The following is a 21,164-nucleotide window of genomic DNA, read 5'->3' on the forward strand; positions in this document are numbered from 1 at the left end:
ATCTACATGAAAAACCTCTTTGTTCTCTCTGTATGCATTCTTCTATTGCTTCCGCTTTTTGGGGAAGCTCAGGTACGTGTTTTGTCTGAGAATTTAGAGTTCAGTGGAAAAATAGGCACCTCTCAAAGGCAATCGCTCATCCTACAAAACGAATCAAACCAAACCAAAGAATACCAATTAAAATTTCTAAGAGGTAACATAGGATCTTCTCAGAATTTAAAAATATGCATTTCAGAGAAATGCTTTGACCCCAAAAAAGAATTAAGCAAAGTAAGATTAATACTTCAGCCAAACGAAATTTTCACTGATTTATACCTGGATTTTGATTTTGGAATCAGTGAGCTGCGTGGTAGTTTTGATTTACATTTTGTAAACACAAACAATATTAGGGACATCTTCGTGGTAGAAGCTGTTTACGAGGTCTATAATCCAGTGGAAGATGAAACCAATCATCGGGACATAACCTTAGGAAGTGTTTATCCAAACCCAAGCCATAAAATCGCACAAATAGATTATCATTTCAAAAATCCCAATGTTTCGGCCAGAATTGCCATCAATAGCTTTATTGGTAATCCGGTTGCGGAATTTCAACTGGACCCCTTACAAAATACCTTGGTCATCAATGTGGCAGATTTGAATCCGGGTATTTATTTTTACACCTTATTTGTGGAAAATAAAAATATAGTTACCAAGAAACTCGTTGTTAAAAAGTAAGCCCCTTATGTCCACAGGTTAAATTTGATAACAACATTAAATCCCTTATATTTGCGCCTCTAAAAATCATGAAAGTAAACTACTTATATATACTGGCAGTAATAATCGTACTGGCTTTTTCTTCTTGTGGCAAATTCTACAAGCTTGAAAAAAGTACAAACTGGGAAGAAATCTACGATGCTGCCAATGCATACTACAATGAAGGTGAATTTAACAAAGCCATTATTTTGTATGATAAAGTACTTCCTGTAATCAGAGGAAGTGAAAAATCTGAAATGGCTGATTTTAACTATGCTTACAGTCATTTCCGTACAAAAAGATATATTGAAGCAGCGGGTTATTTTAATACTTTTTATCAGACCTACAGCAGAAGTCCATTGGCTGAAGAGGCCTTGTTCATGAATGCTTATTCCCTTTATTTGGACTCCCCGGATTATAATTTAGATCAAAAAAGCAGTAGAGACGCGGTCAATGCGATACAGCTTTTCATCAATAGGTTCCCTGAATCTGATTCTTATGAAAGAGCAATGTCAATGATCGATGACCTTCAGAAAAGATTTGAAGAAAAAGCTTATCAAGAATCTATGTTGTACCTTCGCCTGACAGAAGGGCTGTTCCCTGGGGATTTTTACAGGGCATGCAAGATCAATTTTCAAAACTTTGCCAAAGACTTTCCCGACAGTAAATATAATGAGGAACTGGCCTACAAATTAGTAGAAGTCTCTTTGGCCTATGGGACCCGAAGTGTATTTGATAAAAAGGAGGAAAGGCTAAAAGAGGTATTCAATTATGCTGATCAATTCAAGAGAAAATACCCTGATAGCAAATACATAGGGGCAATTGACCCGCTACTGAATAAGGCTGAAAAGGAATTAACTGCACATTTAAAGGTCAAGAAGGAATATGAAGAATCCTTAGCGAAAGCCAAATTGGAAGAGGATGCAGCTATCCCATCTGCTGAAGTCAATCAATCAGAAAACGTATTAGAAATTTCAAATAATTAATATATGGCAATCAATCCATCAATCATCACCAGAGACTTAAATAAAATCTCAGGATCTACCGGTAACTTGTATGAATCCATTCATGTAATTGGGCAAAGAGCAAAGCAAATTTCTTCTTCCATGAAAGAAGAGCTGAATAACAAATTATCAGAATTTGCTTCAACTGTGGATAACCTTGAGGAAGTTTTTGAAAATAAAGAGCAAATTGAAATATCTAAGTTTTATGAAAGGATGCCAAAACCTAGTACATTAGCAATGGAAGAGTTCTTGGAAGGCAAATTATATTTCCGCCATCCGGACGAAACTAATGAAGAATAATGCTTTTAACAGGTAAAAAAATTTTATTAGGTGTTACGGGAAGTATAGCGGCATATAAATCCGCACACCTGACCAGATTATTAGTAAAAGAAGGAGCAGAAGTACAAATTATCATGAGTACTTCTGCTCTTGATTTTATTACACCATTGACGCTGGCAACCTTATCAAAAGGTCCCGTACACCATGAATTTTTTGATGCCAAAACAGGTTCATGGACCAACCACGTTGACCTTGGTCTTTGGGCTGATCTTTTTTTGATCGCCCCTATCAGTGCGAATACTTTGAGCAAGCTTGCTAATGGGGGATGTGACAATCTCCTTACAGCTACTTACTTATCTGCCAGATGTCCGGTAATGATCGCCCCAGCCATGGACTTGGATATGTACCAGCACCCATCCGTGCGTAAAAATCTTGAAACTGTTGCCTCTTTTGGAAATATCATCCTGGATGCTGAAAGTGGTGAACTGGCCAGTGGGCTTTCCGGACAGGGAAGGTTGATGGAACCTGAACATATTCTGGAAAAAGTCATCAGCCATTTTAGCGGTAATACTGATTTTTATGGGAAAAAGATACTGATTACCTCAGGCCCTACCCAAGAAGCAATTGACCCTGTAAGATTCATTAGCAACCATTCAAGTGGTAAAATGGGAGCAGCCATCGCAGATGCTTTTGCAAGAAGCGGTGCAGAAGTACATTTAATTTTGGGTACAGGAGCCAAAAAGCCTAAAAACAAAAACATAAAAATTTATCCTGTAAAAAGCGCGAATGATATGTTTCAGGCAGCCAACAGCATTCATAAGGCAATGGACATCTGTGTGTTTGCCGCGGCTGTAGCTGATTATGCTCCCAAAGATATCGCCTTGGAGAAGATCAAAAAAGAAGGGGAAGGCATGACCATCGAACTGGTCAAAAACGTAGATATCGCTAACTGTTTAGGAAAAGCCAAACAACCTCACCAAATCCATGTAGGGTTTGCACTGGAAACAGAAAATGAGATTTTTCATGCTAAACAAAAGCTGGAAAAGAAAAACTTTGATTTGATTGTACTTAATTCCATGAGACAAGAGGGGGCAGGTTTTCAGGTAGATACCAATAAGGTGAATTTATTTTTTGAGGATGGTTCCTCTTTGGAGTCAACGGTACTGCCCAAAGAGCAAATCGCTCAATTGATCTTAGAAGGTGTAAAAAAAGTTCCGGTAAAAATTTAATTGATGTTGTGGCGTTATGTATATTGATTGAACGCATGTTATGATCAAAACGGGATTAATAGGGCTTCTTTTTTTATTTAGCTTCAGCCTTTTATCGGCTCAAGAATTGAATTTCACTGTGATCATCAACAGCGACCGGGCCAGAACACAAGAGACTGGGGTTTTTGAGGACATGAAGATCAACTTTGAACAATTCCTCAATGGTAGATCATGGACGACAGATCAATTCCAAGCATTTGAACGGATTAAAGGCAATGTACTGATCACAATTAGCGATATGCCCCAGGTAGGATTTTACAATGCTACCGTTCAGATCCAGACAGTCAGACCTGTCTATGGCACCAATTACGAAAGCATGGTCCTGAACTTTATTGACAGAAACTGGTCCTTTGAGTTCTTGCAGTCCCAACCGCTGGAATTCAATAGGTTTTCGTTTTTAAATAATATTAGCTCGCTCCTTGCCTATTATGCTTATATTGCTTTGGGATTTGATTACGATAGCTTTTCTCTAAGGGGGGGAGATCCTTTTTTTGAAATAGCCAACAACATCGTTAATAATGCACAGCAATCTCCCCGTCCGGGTTGGCAACCTAATCCAAATGACAGAAGGAATCGTTATTGGCTTGTCAATGACATTTATACCTCCTCAGTATTCGCTCCTATAAGGGAGGCAGTCTACCTGTACCATAGAAAGGGACTGGACCTTTTGACAACTGACCCCGATGAAGCCTTTAGAAACATTACCGAGGCTATTAAACTAGTTTCAGAGGTCAATACCCTTCAGCCCAATGGTATATTTACCATTGCTTTTATTGATGCTAAAGGGGATGAAATCAGTAAAATTCTCAAAAGAGCTCCTATGGAAGTGAGAACCGAAGCTGTGGGATATTTAATGAAAATTGATCCCAATAATGCCAGAAGGTATAACGATATCCTGAAAGGTTGATTAGTTTTTATTAGATTTGCCTACAGCCAATTTTTGACCAAGCAGATGCTTCAATCACTCAGTATTTCCAATTATGCATTGATTCAGGGACTGGAAATGTCACCAAGTCCTACATTGAGTATGATTACCGGGGAAACAGGTGCCGGTAAATCAATCATGTTGGGGGCAGTGGGCTTACTTTTAGGCAATCGGGCAGATACCAAAGCGCTTTCTGATCCTGAAAAAAAGTGTGTGGTGGAAGGCTGTTTTATGATCAAAAATTATGGTCTTGAGGACTTTTTCCGGGAAGAGGATTTGGATTTTGAACCAGAGTGTATCATTAGAAGGGAAATAAGCCCCTCAGGAAAATCCCGTGCCTTTATTAACGATACACCAGTCCGGTTGGAAACCCTCAAAGAACTGGGGAAATCTTTAATGGATATCCATTCCCAACATGATAGCCTTATGCTTGCGGACGGTGCTTATCAATTGGGCTTGATCGATGCCTATTCAGCATCTCGGTCAGAAAAAGAAGCCTATCAACAAGCCTACCGGAGATACAATGCAACAAAAAAGGAATTAGAAAAAGCATTCCAAGAATCCCAAGAACTCAAAAAAGAAGCGGATTTCAATAAATTCCAACTCGAGGAACTTTCCTCCTTGCAGTTGCGGGAGGCGGAACAACAAGAACTTGAAAACGAACAGGAATTGCTCGAAAATGCGGAGGAAATCAAAACAAAGATCCAGGAAGTTTTAAGCCAATTTCAAGACGAACAGTTTGGCGCTTTACGCACACTTTCCCTAGCCAGTCAGGGCATTCAACATTTGGGGAGACTAGCACAAAAATTTTCAACATATTATGAACGCTTCCAAAGTGTCTTAATTGAATTAAAGGACATTGCCGATTGTCTTGAGGATGAAGATGGAGGCATCGAGGTGGATTTTGAAAAACTGGAGTCAGTCAGAGAGCGACTGAGCAAAATTTACCACTTGCAGCAAAAACATGGCATAGATTCGGTAGAGGGTTTGATGCAATTAGAGCGGGAGTTGGCCAACAAGGTATTTCAAGTTGAAAATCTGGATGAAACAATAGAAAAGCTAGAACACAAAAAAGCAGCTGCAGAGAAAGAAATGCTTTCCCAAGGAAAAGCATTAAGTGATAAAAGAAAGTCTGCTTTCCAAGCTTTCAGTGAGGAATTGGAATCCTTACTGCGTCATTTGGGTATGGAAAATGCCAAAATAGAAATGTCGCACCAAGCAATCACACCCAACCTTCAAGGACTGGATCAGGTGGACATTCTTTTCTCTGCCAATAAAGGTGTAAATGCTCAACCCTTAAAGCAGGTGGCCTCTGGTGGAGAGTTTTCAAGGTTAATCTTTGCTATAAAATACATTATGGCAGATAAAATGGCCCTTCCAACTTTAATCTTTGACGAAATTGACACAGGTGTTTCAGGAGAAATTGCCCTACAAATGGTACGAATGATGCAGGATATTGCTAAGAAGCACCAAGTCATCTGTATCTCGCATTTGGCACAGGTAGCAGCCAAAGGAGATCAGCATTACTTCGTTTTTAAAGACAATAGTAGTGATAAGACTATCAGTAAAATCAAATTACTCAGCTCAGAAGAGAGAATCTTGGAAATTGCCAAAATGATAGCAGGTGCCAACCCCTCTGCTTCTGCCTTTGAAAGTGCTAAAGAGCTGCTTAATTACTGATTTGGTCCTCCTTAAGGCACTTCTGTCTCAATATCCTAATTTTTTCCTTATTTTTACCGCTTCAATCTGAATTATAGAACCAATCAAACAATAGATACTATGGCGGAGAATTTACTGAAAGGAAAATTAGGCATCATCACCGGAGCTTTGGATGAAAATTCCATCGCTTGGAAAACTGCTCTAAAGGCCCATGAACAAGGTGCAAGGTTTGTATTAACAAATGCTCCAATTGCCATGAGAATGGGAGCCATTAAAGAGCTGGCAGAAGAATGTAAAACCATTGTAATACCTGCTGATGCCACTTCCCTGGAAGACATTGAAAAACTTTATACTGAATCCAAGGAGTATCTTGGAGGAAACTTCGATTTTTTACTTCATTCCATCGGTATGTCTCCCAATATCCGTAAAGGTCGTTCTTACGGGGATTTAAATTATGACTGGGTCAATAAATCCTACGATGTATCAGCCATCTCATTTCATAAAATGATGCATGTGGCAGAGAGAATGGATATAATGAACGAATGGGGGTCTATCATGGGACTGTCATACATTGCCGCTCAGCGTGTCTATCCTTTCTACACCGACATGGCTGATGCCAAAGCTTTATTGGAGAGTATCGCCAGAGGATATGGTTACCGCTTTGGTAAATCCAAGAAGGTACGTGTTAACACCATTTCACAATCTCCGACAAAGACCACTGCTGGAACCGGTATTGGTGGTTTTGATGCTTTCTTCAACTTTGCTGATAAAATGTCACCACTAGGAAATGCCCCTGCTGAAGCATGTGCAGATTATATCATCACCATGTTTTCTGATCTGACCCGATACGTGACCATGCAGAATCTTTTCCATGATGGAGGGTATTCTACGACTGGTATTTCAGAAGAATTAATGGAACAATTCAAAGACCTATAATTGGGATCAGATAAAAGTCCGATTCCCCGTTGAAATCAAATAAAAAAGAGGGCTTAAACCCCTCTTTTTTATTGATCAGGTGAATTAATCAGATATGGTGTTTTCCCATCGGTAATGATGATTTTTGTATTGGGGGAATTGGCCAGTTCCCGGAAAGCCTCTATGCTCCTCAGCTCAATAATCTCCTTTACCAATCCTTCTGCTAATATCATCTGTGCTGCTCTTGTTCCTTCTGCTTCAATTCTTCTTCTTTCAGCCTCTTTTCTTTCCCTGTCGAGAATAAATTCCATTTGCAAGGCATCCTGCTCAGCTTTGAGCGTTCTTTCGATGGCTCGGCTCAATTCTGTTGGAAGGCGAATACTTTTCATCAGAACTCTTTCGATAACAAAACCTCTTTCCCTTAAGTTTTCATGCATACGGTTTTGAATCTGTTTTTCAATTTCAGCCCTCATACCAGAGTGCATGTCCTTGGCCATGTATTGCGCAGTAATATCGGCCGCTGCAGAACGAAAAACATTTAAAATCAAAACCTCTTCATACATAACACCTACATCCTCCAAAATAAAGGGGACCTTATTTTTTTCAATACTATACAGGATAGAGATTTCAGACTCAATTGTCAAGCCTTCTTTACTTGGAAGATTGAGTTTGACTTCTTGATTCACTGTACGTACTGGAACTTTGATTACCCTAGTGGTAAATGGATTAAATCCAACCAAACCGGCTTCTGAGGGTTCAGGTGCAAGTTTTCCAAATTTACTCTTGACACCTACTTCTCCCTGCCGAATTACAGCACAGGAAGCACTGAGTAATAAAACCAAAACAAATACAAAGATATTTCTCATAACACATCAAATAGTTTAACATCCTATACGGTAAAAGAAAGCTTTGGATTCATTATATTTTATTTTTTGAAAAATATTAAAATTATATTTCTTTTTTTACAACATTTTAAAACCATCTACGTTACAAACTGACCAGCAACAGAACGCATACGGGTTTATTTTTTGGATTTAAGACAATACTACCTAATGGATATCGGGATTTTGGAGAGTTAATTACATATCCCTATTTTTGACAAAAGAAATCTAGGTCCAGCGTGAAAAACATAGCCATATTAGCATCCGGTAGTGGTAGCAATGCCGAGGAAATCATGAAACATTTTCAGGATTCAAAGAAAGGGAAAGTTATACTGATCGGATCTAACAAAAGAGAGGCTTATGTTTTGGAAAGGGCCAAGAAGTTTGATGTTCCTACCTTTATTTTCAACAAAACCCAATTGGAGGAGGGAATGGTTACCCAAATACTTAAAGATGCCAAGGTGGACTTGGTGGTATTGGCAGGATTTTTATTAAAAATTCCTGAAAACCTGTTAGAGGTTTATCCTAACGAAATCATCAATATTCATCCAGCCCTTCTACCCAAATATGGTGGTAAGGGAATGTATGGTATGAAAGTGCATGAGGCGGTAAAGGGTGCAGGAGATACTGAAACAGGTATAACCATCCATCTGGTAAATGAACAGTATGATGAAGGAAAGATTATTTTTCAAGCAGCTGTTCAGCTAGATCCAGAGGACAACCCCGATACCATAGCAAAAAAAGTTCATCAACTGGAATACAAATACTTTCCAAATGTGATAGAAAGTCTGCTTTAATGCCTTGATTTTCCTACCTTTGCAACTTGAAAATTTATCTATCAAAATATAGCCACAAAGTTACGCCTCACACCTTTGTGTCTCCTTAGCGTCTACTTTGTGGTCTTCAAAAATTATGGCCAGCAAAAAAATCCAAACTGCACTCATTTCTGTCTATTACAAAGACAACCTAGAACCTATTATCGCCCTTTTGAAAGAACATGGTGTAACCATTTATTCTACAGGAGGGACCCAAAAGTTTATTGAAGAACAGGGGGCATCAGTAGTACCTGTCGAAGAATTAACCGGCTATCCGTCCATCTTTGGGGGTAGGGTCAAGACACTCCATCCCAAAATCTTTGGAGGAATCCTTCACCGGAGAGATTTGGATTCAGATGTTTCCCAAGCTTCTGAATATGACATACCTGCCATTGATTTGGTTATAGTAGATCTTTATCCATTTGAAGAAACTGTTGCTTCAGGAGCCTCAGAAGCAGACATCATAGAAAAAATTGACATCGGAGGCATCTCTTTGATCAGAGCCGCTGCCAAGAATTTCAAAGATGTAACCATCATCGCTTCAAAAGCACAATATGGGGAATTGGAGGAAAAATTAACAGCTCAAGGCGGAGCTACAACATTGGATGACAGAAGGTATTTTGCGGCACAGGCCTTTCAAGTTTCTTCCAATTATGACACCCATATTTTTAATTATTTCAACCAGTCAGAGGAAATCCCTGCTTTGAAAATCTCTGAAAACAGAGCGAAATCCCTACGTTATGGGGAAAACCCACATCAAGCGGCTCATTTCTTTGGAGACTTGAATGAAATGTTTGATCAGCTGAACGGAAAAGAGCTTTCATATAACAACTTGGTCGATATTGACGCTGCTGTAGCTTTGATTTCCGAATTTAAGGGAGAAACTGCATTTGCCATCCTAAAGCATACCAATGCTTGTGGTGTTGCAACAGCGTTTACTGTCAAGGAAGCCTATCAAAAGGCCTTTTCCGCAGATACCACATCAGCATTTGGAGGTGTTTTGGTAACAAACCAAACCGTTGACCTGGCAGCCGCTGAAGAAATGAACAGTCTGTTTTTCGAAGTATTGATTGCCCCCGGTTTTGATACCGAAGCCTTAGCATTGTTAAAAGGTAAGAAAAACAGAATCCTTTTACTTCAAAAAATTGCCGTTCCTGGCACAAAACAGATCAAAACCTTACTAAATGGTTTTATTGAACAGGACAAGGACTTACAGACAGAGGGCAAAGAGGACTTTAGGGTAGCGACAAAAGTTTCACCTAACAAAGGAGAACTGGAGGCATTGGTCTTCGCTGCAAAAGTTTGTAAACACACCAAGTCCAACACCATTGTTTTAAGCAATAGCAACCAGCTCTTTGCATCAGGCGTGGGGCAAACCTCTAGGGTAGACGCATTAAAACAAGCTATCGAAAAAGCACGATCATTTGGGTTCGATCTTAATGGCGCTGTCATGGCTTCAGATGCATTTTTCCCTTTCCCTGATTGTGTAGAAATCGCCCATGAAGCCGGTATTACTGCAGTTGTACAACCTGGAGGGTCAATAAAAGACCAAGACTCTATTGATTTCTGTGATGCCCATGGCATGAGCATGGTGATGACTGGTATCAGACACTTTAAACATTAAAAAAGCCGGCAAAGCTGATTTACTCATGTTTTGTATCAAGCCATCAGGGTGCTCCAAAGGAAAACCTTGATGGTTTTTTTATTTACCGGATTCTATCTACTATTTTGCATTTTGGTTTAAGGACACCAGAAAAGTATTCAAATTGGACTTTATACTGATTTGCATGTCACTTTCCGTCATTATACTCCGTACTAATCTACAATGAGAGAACACCAACTTAAAATTCATAATACACTTTCAAGAAAGAAGGAAAGTTTTGAACCCATAAAGGCACCTTTTGTGGGTATGTATGTATGCGGGCCTACAGTTTATGGAGATGCACATTTGGGCCATGCCCGTCCTGCAGTAACCTTTGACACGGTCTACCGCTATTTAAACCATTTAGGTTACAAGGTTAGATACGTCCGGAATATTACCGATGTTGGCCATTTGACTGGAGATGCGGATGAGGGCGAGGATAAGATTGCAAAAAAGGCCAAATTGGAACAATTGGAACCTATGGAAGTGGCCCAACAATATACGGACACTTACCATAGGGATATGGACTTGCTCAACACCATCAAGCCAAGCATAGAACCACGAGCTACTGGACATATTCCAGAGCAGATTGCTTTGGTACAGGCAATTTTAGAAGAAGGTTTGGCTTATGAGGTAAATGGTTCAGTGTATTTTGACGTCCTGAAGTACAATGAAAAAGAGCGCTACGGTAAGTTATCAGGTAGGGTGTTGGAAGAATTAATGGCTGGCACGAGGGATCTGGATGGTCAGGGTGAAAAAAGGAATCAGGTTGATTTCGCATTATGGAAAAAAGCTGCGCCAGAACACCTCATGAAATGGGATTCGCCTTGGGGATTAGGTTTCCCAGGTTGGCACTTGGAGTGTACGGCCATGTCTTCCAAATATTTAGGGAAACATTTTGATATCCATGGAGGTGGGATGGACCTCATGTTTCCCCACCATGAATGTGAAATTGCACAAGGTAATGCCTGCAATCATCAGGATCCCGCCAAATATTGGATGCATAACAACATGATTACCATTAATGGCCAGAAAATGGGTAAGTCACTGGGTAATTTTATCACCTTGCAGGAGCTTTTCACTGGAAGCCATCAGCTTCTAGAGCAAGCTTACAGCCCAATGACCATTCGATATTTCATGTTGACCGCACATTATCGGTCTACTTTGGACTTCTCCAATGAAGCATTGAAGGCGGCTCAAAAGGGCTATAAAAAAATCATCAATGGTTTAAGGATTGCTAAAAAACTCGAATATTTTGCAGATGTAGATGTAGCCTTAGATGAGGAGCAAATCAAGCAGGTTGAATCTAGCATTCAGCAGGCCTATAGGGCAATGGATGACGATTTTAACACAGCTCAAGCCATTGGTCATCTATTTAACTTGCTCAAAAAAATCAACTCCCTGTACACAGGTCAATTGAAACCAGGTCATTTCGGGGAAGAAGTTTTTCAAAAACTAATCAGTACATTTATTGTGTTTGTAGAAAAAATACTGGGACTAAAGGATGAAAAACCTGAGACCCAAGAAGCCCTTATTGAAGTTCTGCTTCAACTTTATGGTGAAGCAAAAACTGCAAGAAACTACAATAGAGTAGATGAAATTAGAGCTGCCTTAAAAGAAATGGGCTATGTGGTTAAAGACATGAAGGATAAAATTGATTGGGCATATGAAGAATAGATTTTTAATTTTTGTCATCTTACTTGCAATTATTTGGTCTTGCAGTGGGGATAAGATAAACGGCCGTATTCAGGAACCGGTCGTCTACAGGTCTGCACCGGATTTCAGTGCAGATTCAGCATATGCTTTTATCCAGCAACAGGTTGATTTTGGTCCTAGGGTACCAAATACTGAGGGTCACAGAAAAACCAGAGCCTGGTTGATTGAAAAATTCAGGAGTTATGGTTTGGAGGTGCAAACCCAGGATTTTCAGGCTAGAACATACGATAACCTAACTTGGAATTTGAGTAACATTATTGCTTCCTATAATCCATCTGCAAAAAAGAGGATTTTGCTAGGGGCCCATTGGGATACAAGGCGGATGGCAGATAAGGATACAGAAAGGATCGATGAGCCCATCGATGGAGCTAATGACGGTGGTTCTGGAGTAGCTGTTCTTTTGGAAATTGCACGGGTTATCACTTCTTCGGATGATAAACTTGAAATTGGTATTGATTTCATCCTGTTTGACGGCGAGGATGATGGAGAGCCTGAATACAGTAATTCCAGAAACAGTTCACAAGTATGGTGGTGTTTGGGTTCCCAGCATTGGGCTAAAAACCCACATCAACCCGGTTATACTGCCTATTATGGTATTTTGGTAGATTTGGTAGGGGCTAAAGGTGCAAGATTTTACAGAGAAGGCTATTCTATGCGCTATGCAAAAAACATTGTAAATAAAGTGTGGAATTTTGCCTCAGAATTAGGATATTCAGACTTCTTTATTGCAAGGGATGCTCCTGAAATCATTGATGATCACGTCTTTGTAAATAGAGATGCCAAAATCCCCATGATTAATATTGTTGAATTTTCTCCTGATTATGGATTTGGTCATTATCACCATACCCATGCAGACAATATGGACATCATTGACAGAAGAACTTTGAAAGCAGTCGGGCAAACAGTTTTGTTCACCTTGTATCAGGAATAAAGTATTCCAAAACCACTCACTACCATGAAAAAAGGCCATCAGGTTACCATGAAAGAAATTGCCAAAAAACTTGGCGTTTCCGTTTCTACCGTATCAAGGGCTTTGAAAGACTCTCCGGAACTTCATCCTGAAACCAAAAAGCGGATTGTGGAGATGGCCAAAAGCATGAATTATCAATATAATTTATTGGCCCAAAGTCTCAGAATCAGTAAAAGTAAAGTATTGGGAGTTATTGTTCCTGAATTGACTTCTCATTTTTTTTCCAGTAATATAAGTGGTATTCAAGACACAGCGTACAAAAGAGGGTACAATATCATGATCTGCCAGTCCAACGAATCCTTTGAGCAGGAGAAAGCTAACGTAAGGACCTTGGTTTCCTCACAGGTGGATGGGTTACTGATCTCTCTAAGTCGGGAAACAAAAAACTATGAACATCTTATGGAGTTGTACAATCGGGAAATTCCATTTATCATGTTTGATAGGGTAACAGAGGATATTCCTGTATCCAAAGTAACAGTAGATGACGCCCATGGTGCTTATTTGGCAGTCAAGCATCTATTAGAACAAGGCTGTAAAAAAGTAGCCTATTTTTCAGGCCCTGAGGACTTATACATCAGCAAAAAGAGAAAAGAGGGATATTTAAAAGCCTTATCTGAGTTTGGCATTCCAGCAAGTGAAAGTAAAGTTTACATGACTGACCTTACTTCAGAAAAAAACCGGGAGGTAACCTTGGCCATGCTGGCCAGTGAAGATAGACCTGATGGGATATTTGCCATGATTGATCCCTTGGCGATCGATATTATGATGGTATTAAAAGAACAGGGGCTTAAGATTCCTGAAGAGATAGCACTCGCTGGATTTACCAATAATCCAACATCAGCAGTTATAGAACCTTCATTAACTACTGTTTCTCAGCCGGGTTACGAAATGGGGCAGATTGCCGCCAACCATTTACTAGACCAATTAGACGATTTGGTACCAGATGAGCCACAATCATTTGTACTACTTACCACACTTGTACCTAGAAATTCCTCCAAAAAGAAACCTAATGCCTGATCCGGGCAAAGAAATTAAACAGCCTATGAGCCCACAGTTAGAATCAAAAACCTTTGGTGTTTCTCCCAAAGGTGATGAAATCACTCTATTTTCCTTATTTATTAAAGACCAAATCAAGGTATCTGTAATGAACTATGGGGCCACTTGGACCCATTTGTTACTTCCAGACCGCAATGGAAAAATGGAAGACACCGTACTGGGATTTGATGACCTGGAAGGTTACTTGCAGAAAGATTACCAGGACAATTACTGTTATATAGGTTCAACTGTAGGAAGAGTTGCCGGTAGGTTAAGCGGAAATCAATTTACCATTGATGATAAGACTTATCACTTACCACCAAACCAAGGGGAAACCCATTTGCATGGGGGCATAGAGGGCTGGGATAAAAAAATTTGGGCAGCCGCTCCTTTTGAAACCGACAATTCTGTTGGCATTACCTTTTATTACAAAAGTCCAGATGGAGAGGAAAATTATCCTGGAACAGTAGAAGTGTGGGTGACCTATACTTTAGATATTACCGGAAAACTGGAAATCAGCTACCGCGCTATTTCAGATAAAAAAACGGTTATCAATCCAACCAATCACTCATATTTCAATCTATCCGGAGATTTCAGTCAGTCTATAGAAGCCCATGAATTTTTTGTTGACACAGACCACTATTTACCCATCAATGAGAATAGCCTGCCCACTGGAGAAGTGGCCCATGTTGCAGGAACTCCTTTTGATTTTAGAACCCCTAAACCCATTTCCGAGCAAATTCACAAAAAAGATGAGCAGCTCAAATTAGCAGGAGGTATTGACCATTGTTTTGCTTTGAAGGAATCAGAAACCTGTGCTACGCTTTTTCATCCTGGAACTGGAAGAAAACTCACCTTAAGCACCACCGCCCCTGGTTTACAGGTCTATACCAGCAATTACCTGAATCAATCTTTTGCTGGAAAAGGTGGGGTAAAATTTGATAGAAGAGCTGCCATTTGTTTAGAAACCCAACATTTTCCTGATGCGGCTAATCAACCTGAATTCCCTTCCACCTTATTGCTTCCCGGGGAGGTCTTCCAATCAAGGACAGTTTTTGCATTTTCAGTAGAAAAATGAAAATCAAAATCAGCGATAAATTCAGAGAGATCTTTCAACAAGAGCCTTATTCCCTCTATTTTTCTCCCGGAAGAATAAATTTGATTGGTGAGCATACAGATTATAATGAGGGCTTTGTCATGCCAGCAGCCATTGATTTAGGAATTTATGTTGCTATATCGGCCAACGAATTACATGTTTGTAGGATTTACTCCTTAGATTTCGATGAAGAGTTTTCAATCAACTTAAATTCATTAGCACCCAAAAAAGGCCATTGGGCAACTTATATCATGGGGGTTATCTCCCAACTACAGCAGGCAGGCTACCCTGTAAAAGGTTTTGATATGGTATTTGGAGGGGATTTGCCAGTGGGGGCAGGTTTGTCCTCTTCTGCCGCCATAGAATGTGCTGTTGGCTTTAGCATATCCTCCTTATTTGGGTTTAATATACCCAAACATTCTCTTATGCATTATGCCCAAAAAGCTGAACATTTATTTGCAGGAGTTCAGTGTGGCATCATGGATCAATTTGCCTCAGTCATGGGTAAAAAAGACCATGTAATCAAATTGGACTGTAGAGATTTATCTTTCAACTATTTCCCGCTAGATTTGGGAGACTTTAAGCTACTATTAGTGGATACGCAAGTAAAACATTCATTGGCTGACTCCGCGTATAATCGTAGGAGAAATGAATGTGCGGAAGTGGTGCTAATGGCACAGCAAAACCAAGTGGGCGTAGCCTCCCTTCGGGACCTAAAGTTGAAGCACTTAAATGAAATCAAACCTTTCATAGACCGCGAGGTTTTGGGCAGGGGAGTATATGTGATTGAAGAGAATGAGCGCGTCATAGAGGCATCTGAGGCCTTGAAAGAGGGGAATATTTTAAAAGTTGGAAAATTGATGTATGCTTCTCATGAAGGATTAAGCAAAAAATATGGTGTTAGTTGCCAAGAGCTGGATTTCCTGGTAGACCAATCAAAATCATTGGATTTTGTCATTGGAAGCAGGATGATGGGAGGTGGCTTTGGAGGTTGTACCATCAATATATTACAAAAAGAAAAGGTAGGGCAATTTAAGGATATCATTGCCTCCGCATATTTGTCCAAATTCGGAAAAGCCCCAAAATTCTATGAAATCAGCCTTGGTGATGGTACAAGGGAAATTTGATAACAAAATGCTCATCATCCTCTTGGAAATCCATCACCAAATTAAAATCCCGAATCCTTGAAAAATAGGGCAGAGCAAGCATTAAGTTTTTCAAAAAAAGAAAAGCAGCCCTTTGTGGGGGCTGCTTTTTTGATTTAACCCTCGGGTTTAATGTGCGGCAATCACCTCAGTTGATTTGGCGTTTTTCTGCCAAATAAAGAAAATGATAAATAACACGATCAATATTCCTGGAAATGAAACCATTTTTAAAAGGGTGGCCTGACCAGCGGCTAGTTCTGTATCATGAACAAGTCTTGCAGAGTCAATCCAACCACCAATGATTGGTTGGAAAATAGCAGTGGAGAACATTCCCACACCACCTATGATGGACATTCCTAAAGCCCCACTCAGTGGAACCCTTTGGGCAACTGCACCTACCATAACAGGCCAGAAGTAACAAACACCTATGGCAAAGATAACAGCAGCGAAATAAGCCATTGGACCAGTAACTATACTGAATAAGTAAATACCTACAGTTGCAAAGATTGCTCCACCTAATAGAACGCCAGTTTGACCCAGGCTTTTGACGACCGGCCCTGCAAAGAATCTTCCCACAGCCATAATTCCAGTAGTCAAAGCTAGGATGAGCATGCCACTGGCACCACTTTCACTCATAACGATATTTACCCACTGCTGCGGGCCAAACTCGGTAATGGCAGTCAAGGCCATGCAAATGAAAAGGAAAATGAAAACCGGAGAAAACAACGCTTTTACATTGCTCGCCAAAGAGGTGACACCTTCCACCGTTGGTTTTGGAAAAGCTTTTCCAAAGAACAACACTGCATAAGCAATCGTCGGGATCATAATTACCCACATCTGGGCCTGCCATCCAAATCCACTATCAGTCATAAACTTGGACACTAATGCGCCGATTACAATACCTCCAGGGAACCACATATGGAACCTGTTGAGCATTTTATTCATCTTTACGCCTGAATACATATCGGCAATCATTGGATTACAAGCCGCCTCAGTACATCCGTTACCAAAACCGATAAATAGGGTGGAAAGCAACAACAATCCATAGCCCTGCGCATAAATGGTCAGAACTATGCCTAAGGTATGCGTCACAAAGGCAATCCTCATGATATTCTTGGGACCTACCGTGTGGTAAAATATCCCACCCAAAATCATGGAAATAGGGAAGCCTAAAAACCACATGGAGTTGATAAAGCCTAGCTGCTCCGCAGATAAGCCGAATTCACTGCCTAATTCCGGCAGGATTCCTGCCCGGATGGAGAATGAAAGTGCGGTGGTAATAAGAGCCAGACAACTTGCATTAAACAAGGCACTCTTATTGATGTTTTCGTTCATTGTAGTTGGGTTTAAAAGGTTTAAATTGACTTATTAATAGGATGATTGGTTAAATTATTCGGAAAATATAAAAAAATATTTGGATTAGTTTTTTGCCATTGATAAAAATATAGCTGAAATCGAAATATATCGCTACTTCCTTCTTTACCCAAAAAAATTAATCTATGAGGAGAATGCCATCAGTAAGTTGCTGATAACTTTCATCAGAGCGATTTCGGTACTGAATTTTAAGCACATACATCCCAGGGGCTAACTTCTCACCATTGTACGTTCCATCCCATTTACAAAATGCCCCAGAATCTGCAGCATTAGGATTGGAGCAATAAAACAACAATTGCCCCCATTTATTATAAATCCAAACCTGAACCTCGTCGACCAGTTCATTGGCATATATCTCAAAATGCTTACCGCTTTCAGATGGTTGCATGGCATTTGGATACACAACTTGGAGTACACAATTTTCTACTACCTCAAAGCTTGTAAAATAGCTGCAGCCTTCTCTGCTGATTACTTCCAAAGTATAAGTACCTGATTTTTCAGGACTGAAAAATCTTTGGTCAAAAACAACTTCATCATCCAACATCCAAAAATACTGATCAAAATCTCCTGGATCTATCTCCTCCCCTTTTCCATAGAAGGGGCAAACAAGGTATTGTTCTTCAGTAACCGGTCTGCTCGGATCGGTACTTATTTGGATCATTACCGACTCAGATGCAAGTACACAACCTATCGAATTTAAAGCTTCTACTTCATACAATCCCTCTTCAGAAACCGCAATAGAAGTCTCGTTCTCGAACCTACTGATTTCAGTTCTGAGCCCTCTGCTATCCGTATAATACCAGATCAATCGGTCTACCTGCTCCAAAGGTGTTTCCACAACCAAAAAGGTGAAGCCAGGGTCAGGGCAAATCACCTCCCCAGTCAATGTAAGGGGTACTGAAAGAATAGGCGCTTCAACAAAAAATGAGATCGGCGGCTCTGGACAAGTTTGACTGCCTTTTGGTCTTACTTCTAAGAAAAACTCTCCAAATGTAACAGGAAGAAATAATTGCTGATCACCAATTCGATTCATGCTTGAGTCATACCAGAAGAAGTCTACGGAATTTGGATCTTCCCCAAAAATATTAGCTCGATAAACCTTGTCACCGCTACAATCCTCTTGGAAAAGTTCCGGCTGAAAATCAATTGAACGCGTGAATATCACTTCTAAAGTCTTTATAACAGGACATAGTTGGTCTTCCTCTTCCCCAGCCTTAGCTTCAAAGATATACTCTCCCTCCAATGTCAATTGAAAAGAATCCCCAGAGGCGATGGTGAAGGTTTGCCCGTTCGGATCTGTTATGGTAAATATTAGGTCCAACTGAGTTTCAGGAATCAGGTCAAAAAACTCACAAATAATAATTTGATTAGGAACATCAAATTCTGCATCTCGATCGCTTTCTTCTACAAGAATAAGTTTTCTTCCTATTTCACAGCCAAATTCACTAAAAAGCACCACCTCATAAGCTCCTGCACGAGTCACTTCCACTTCGGAGAGTCCTTCAAATTCAGGCAATTCAACACCTGTTTCACCTTCATAAAAAAGCCAGGAAATACGATCAACTTCATCAAAATCGGTCTGGACTTCAATTTTAGAAACTGGGTTTCCGGGACATATAAAATCAGCTGTATGTGAAATTTCCAATTGGAAATCGGGTCTTCTCACTTGGAAGGTTTTTGGAGGAGTAGGGCATGCCTGACTTCCAATAGGTTGGACTTCTAGGGTAAATTCCCCAAAAGTTGTTGGGAAAAGAAAATTTCCACGGCCAACCACTTCTCCATTTTCATTGATCCACTGTATGTCGACCTGACTTAAATCCACAGGTCTGGAGAATTGAACTTCGTATTTTTTATTACCGAAACAATCTTCCTCAATTAAAACTGGCTCATATTCAATCGGCTCTATCAAGACCACCCTAAAAGATCTCTCTCTAGGACAGAAGCCATCATCTTGATTGGGATCTTTGCCCACGATTCTATAAATACCTTCTTGATCCAACCTGAAAGAATCCCCTGAATCGCTGAGCTGCGTCTCTCCGTTTGGAAAGGTCAATTCATAAATCAGAGGCTGATTTGAAGCTGGAAGAAAATCAAAGAATTCACAGACAGTCAAAATATTGGGCACGGAAAATTCTACTTGTCCTTTAAAAAATATTCTTATTTCCTCTTGAGAAGCGTTTTTACAGCCATCATCTCTGATGATTTCAATATAATATCTTCCTGCACGCACTGAAAATTCAAAAACACCGTCTTCATCTGCCTCAATAACTCCTCCAGCCAAAGTCGAAGGCAAGCCGTTTACATCAAAAAGCTGAAACTCTCCCAAAAACCCAGGGTCGTTCAGTTTCACCCTCACTTTGCCATCAAGTTTTCCTGTTTCAGTACATGTTTCAGGAATAACCTCAATAATTTCAAAGCCCATTTCATCAGGCAAATCATCTGTTTCAATGGTAAAAGGATACCAAGTACTACAACCGTCCAGAAAAGTCCTAATGGCATAAATACCAGGTTCTAAATTTGAGACAATGCGCTCATCCCCTTCCTGTAAATCGAAAAAAGTAATAATATTATCTAAGCCTTTTCTTAAATCCAATCGTTCAATTCTTGAATTGGCTTTAATAAGAATTTCTCCATCCTCCTGATTGCAATCCGTAACGTTGGAAAGAACTTCTAACTCAATTTCTGCTTGAGGCAAAACAGTAAAATTCAATGTTTTTTCAATTTCACAAAACTCTCCACCTATCGTTTCTACTTCAAAAATCAATTGATACTCTCCCGGCCCATCTAAATCATAAGGGTAAAATATGGTGCTTGCATCACTGGATAATAAAACTCGCTCCCCTTCATCTTTTTTACTATAAAACCAGGTGCCAAAAATACCTTCTCCGGCATCCAGAAAAATTTCCGTAAAACCATCACATGCTTCCACTTGTGAAATATCCACATTGAATTCAGATGGATCGATTACATTGGTAGTAAGAGAGAATGGGCAAAATGCAACATTATCATTCATTTGAAAAAAATTAACCGTGTAAATACCAGGTTTGTCGACAGGTACTGTATTCCCTATACCAAGGCTTTGCCCCTCCGGATCTAACCATTCAATGGAAATATTTTCTGGAAGATATTCCTCAGGAGCTACAAGTGTCATGCTGGTCTGACCGGCCTCACATAAAAAATAAGTGTTCTGTAAAATAAGTTCAGGAGCACCAAGAATCTCCACTTCCTTTTCTGCAGAAAAAACCAAATTAGCACCTCTCCGGACATTCAAAACCACTTTAAATATTCCTTCATTTGAAAAAGTAAAACTAAATTTTTGAAAAGCGCCTTCCCGCTGAATAACCTGATTACCGTCAGCATCAAAAATCTGCCAGCGGAAGACATCTGAAGGCAATCCCCCGCCGAAAAAATCTCCTATAATACTTCCATAATATAGGCAAAGTATATCTGGACCATCAAGGGTAAAATCATCAAATTCAAACTCCTTTTTATTTTCTTCCAGTCCAACTTCTCTAAAATTTTCCGATGAGGAGCTAAGCGCTGTCAAAATTGAAGCTAAAAAAAGTAATTGAACGATGAGATATGAGCGTCTAACCTTCACAAAATCTTAATTCTGAAATAATTCTTACCTTAGTCAAAATTAAGAAATCCAAGGTTAACTCAATTACATTTACAAAAATTTAATTGATAGAAATATCTTTGTATCAA

17 protein-coding genes are annotated in these 21,164 nt (G+C 39.8%); 14 read left to right on the plus strand and 3 right to left on the minus strand.

The window, feature by feature from the left end; translation table 11 throughout:
- Window positions 1-6 precede the first annotated feature (6 nt).
- The 7 genes from B879_RS07220 (at window position 7) to B879_RS07250 (ending at window position 6,803) form a co-directional block, all read left to right on the plus strand.
- Window positions 7-714, plus strand: coding sequence for a T9SS type A sorting domain-containing protein (locus tag B879_RS07220; RefSeq protein WP_009184500.1), 708 nt, complete (start codon window positions 7-9; stop codon window positions 712-714).
- A gap of 68 nt (window positions 715-782) precedes the next feature.
- Entirely contained in the window at window positions 783-1,718 is a 936-nt protein-coding gene (locus B879_RS07225) for an outer membrane protein assembly factor BamD (RefSeq protein WP_009184501.1), read from the plus strand.
- Between the two features lie 3 nt (window positions 1,719-1,721).
- Window positions 1,722-2,036, plus strand: coding sequence for a DNA-directed RNA polymerase subunit omega (locus B879_RS07230; protein ID WP_009184502.1), 315 nt, complete (start codon window positions 1,722-1,724; stop codon window positions 2,034-2,036).
- On the plus strand, window positions 2,036-3,244 hold the full coding sequence (coaBC, locus tag B879_RS07235; protein ID WP_009184503.1) for a bifunctional phosphopantothenoylcysteine decarboxylase/phosphopantothenate--cysteine ligase CoaBC: 1,209 nt from the start codon (window positions 2,036-2,038) through the stop codon (window positions 3,242-3,244). The genes B879_RS07230 and coaBC overlap by 1 nt, the downstream gene beginning before the upstream one ends.
- A 40-nt stretch (window positions 3,245-3,284) precedes the next feature.
- A complete protein-coding gene (porD, locus tag B879_RS07240; RefSeq protein WP_009184504.1) occupies window positions 3,285-4,190 on the plus strand; it encodes a type IX secretion system protein PorD in 906 nt (301 codons plus the stop codon).
- Window positions 4,191-4,235: 45 nt separating this feature from the next.
- The gene (gene recN / locus B879_RS07245; RefSeq protein WP_009184505.1) at window positions 4,236-5,888 is read left to right on the plus strand and encodes a DNA repair protein RecN; all 1,653 of its coding nucleotides are present in this window, start codon (window positions 4,236-4,238) and stop codon (window positions 5,886-5,888) included.
- Window positions 5,889-5,987: 99 nt separating this feature from the next.
- Entirely contained in the window at window positions 5,988-6,803 is an 816-nt protein-coding gene (locus B879_RS07250) for an enoyl-ACP reductase FabI (RefSeq protein WP_009184506.1), read from the plus strand.
- A 68-nt stretch (window positions 6,804-6,871) separates the two neighbouring features.
- Here the strand turns inward: B879_RS07250 and B879_RS07255 are convergent, their stop codons facing one another.
- Entirely contained in the window at window positions 6,872-7,648 is a 777-nt protein-coding gene (locus tag B879_RS07255; protein WP_009184507.1) for a prohibitin family protein, read from the minus strand.
- 254 nt (window positions 7,649-7,902) lie between these two features.
- On the opposite strand from B879_RS07255, the gene purN reads away from it, so the two are divergent.
- The 7 genes from purN to B879_RS07290 all read left to right on the plus strand — a co-directional run bounded on the left by purN (window position 7,903) and on the right by B879_RS07290 (window position 16,064).
- Window positions 7,903-8,460 carry a phosphoribosylglycinamide formyltransferase gene (gene purN / locus B879_RS07260; protein ID WP_009184508.1) on the plus strand — a complete coding sequence of 186 codons (558 nt, stop codon included), beginning with the start codon at window positions 7,903-7,905 and terminating at the stop codon, window positions 8,458-8,460.
- Between the two features lie 115 nt (window positions 8,461-8,575).
- Window positions 8,576-10,102 carry a bifunctional phosphoribosylaminoimidazolecarboxamide formyltransferase/IMP cyclohydrolase gene (purH, locus tag B879_RS07265; protein ID WP_009184509.1) on the plus strand — a complete coding sequence of 509 codons (1,527 nt, stop codon included), beginning with the start codon at window positions 8,576-8,578 and terminating at the stop codon, window positions 10,100-10,102.
- Window positions 10,103-10,303: 201 nt separating this feature from the next.
- Window positions 10,304-11,797, plus strand: a complete 1,494-nt coding sequence (gene cysS / locus B879_RS07270; RefSeq protein WP_009184510.1) for a cysteine--tRNA ligase — start codon at window positions 10,304-10,306, stop codon at window positions 11,795-11,797.
- Window positions 11,787-12,767, plus strand: coding sequence for a M28 family peptidase (locus B879_RS07275; RefSeq protein ID WP_009184511.1), 981 nt, complete (start codon window positions 11,787-11,789; stop codon window positions 12,765-12,767). Before cysS ends, B879_RS07275 begins: the two co-directional genes overlap by 11 nt.
- 24 nt (window positions 12,768-12,791) lie before the next feature.
- Window positions 12,792-13,823, plus strand: a complete 1,032-nt coding sequence (locus tag B879_RS07280) for a LacI family DNA-binding transcriptional regulator (RefSeq protein ID WP_009184512.1) — start codon at window positions 12,792-12,794, stop codon at window positions 13,821-13,823.
- A gap of 25 nt (window positions 13,824-13,848) precedes the next feature.
- Complete coding sequence (locus tag B879_RS07285; RefSeq protein ID WP_040400351.1) at window positions 13,849-14,919, plus strand: aldose epimerase family protein; 1,071 nt, start codon at window positions 13,849-13,851, stop codon at window positions 14,917-14,919.
- Complete coding sequence (locus B879_RS07290) at window positions 14,916-16,064, plus strand: galactokinase (RefSeq protein ID WP_009184514.1); 1,149 nt, start codon at window positions 14,916-14,918, stop codon at window positions 16,062-16,064. The genes B879_RS07285 and B879_RS07290 overlap by 4 nt, the downstream gene beginning before the upstream one ends.
- A gap of 147 nt (window positions 16,065-16,211) precedes the next feature.
- On the opposite strand, the gene B879_RS07295 is transcribed toward B879_RS07290, so the two are convergent.
- Together B879_RS07295 and B879_RS07300 are read right to left on the minus strand one after the other, a co-directional pair.
- The gene (locus tag B879_RS07295; protein ID WP_009184515.1) at window positions 16,212-17,417 is read right to left on the minus strand and encodes an MFS transporter; all 1,206 of its coding nucleotides are present in this window, start codon (window positions 17,415-17,417) and stop codon (window positions 16,212-16,214) included.
- A gap of 157 nt (window positions 17,418-17,574) precedes the next feature.
- Window positions 17,575-21,003: a T9SS type B sorting domain-containing protein gene (locus B879_RS07300; protein ID WP_238542102.1), complete on the minus strand. Its 3,429-nt coding sequence runs from the start codon at window positions 21,001-21,003 to the stop codon at window positions 17,575-17,577.
- Window positions 21,004-21,164 lie beyond the last annotated feature (161 nt).

Origin of the sequence: Cecembia lonarensis LW9, from assembly GCF_000298295.1 — a bacterium.
Lineage (GTDB): Bacteria > Bacteroidota > Bacteroidia > Cytophagales > Cyclobacteriaceae > Cecembia > Cecembia lonarensis.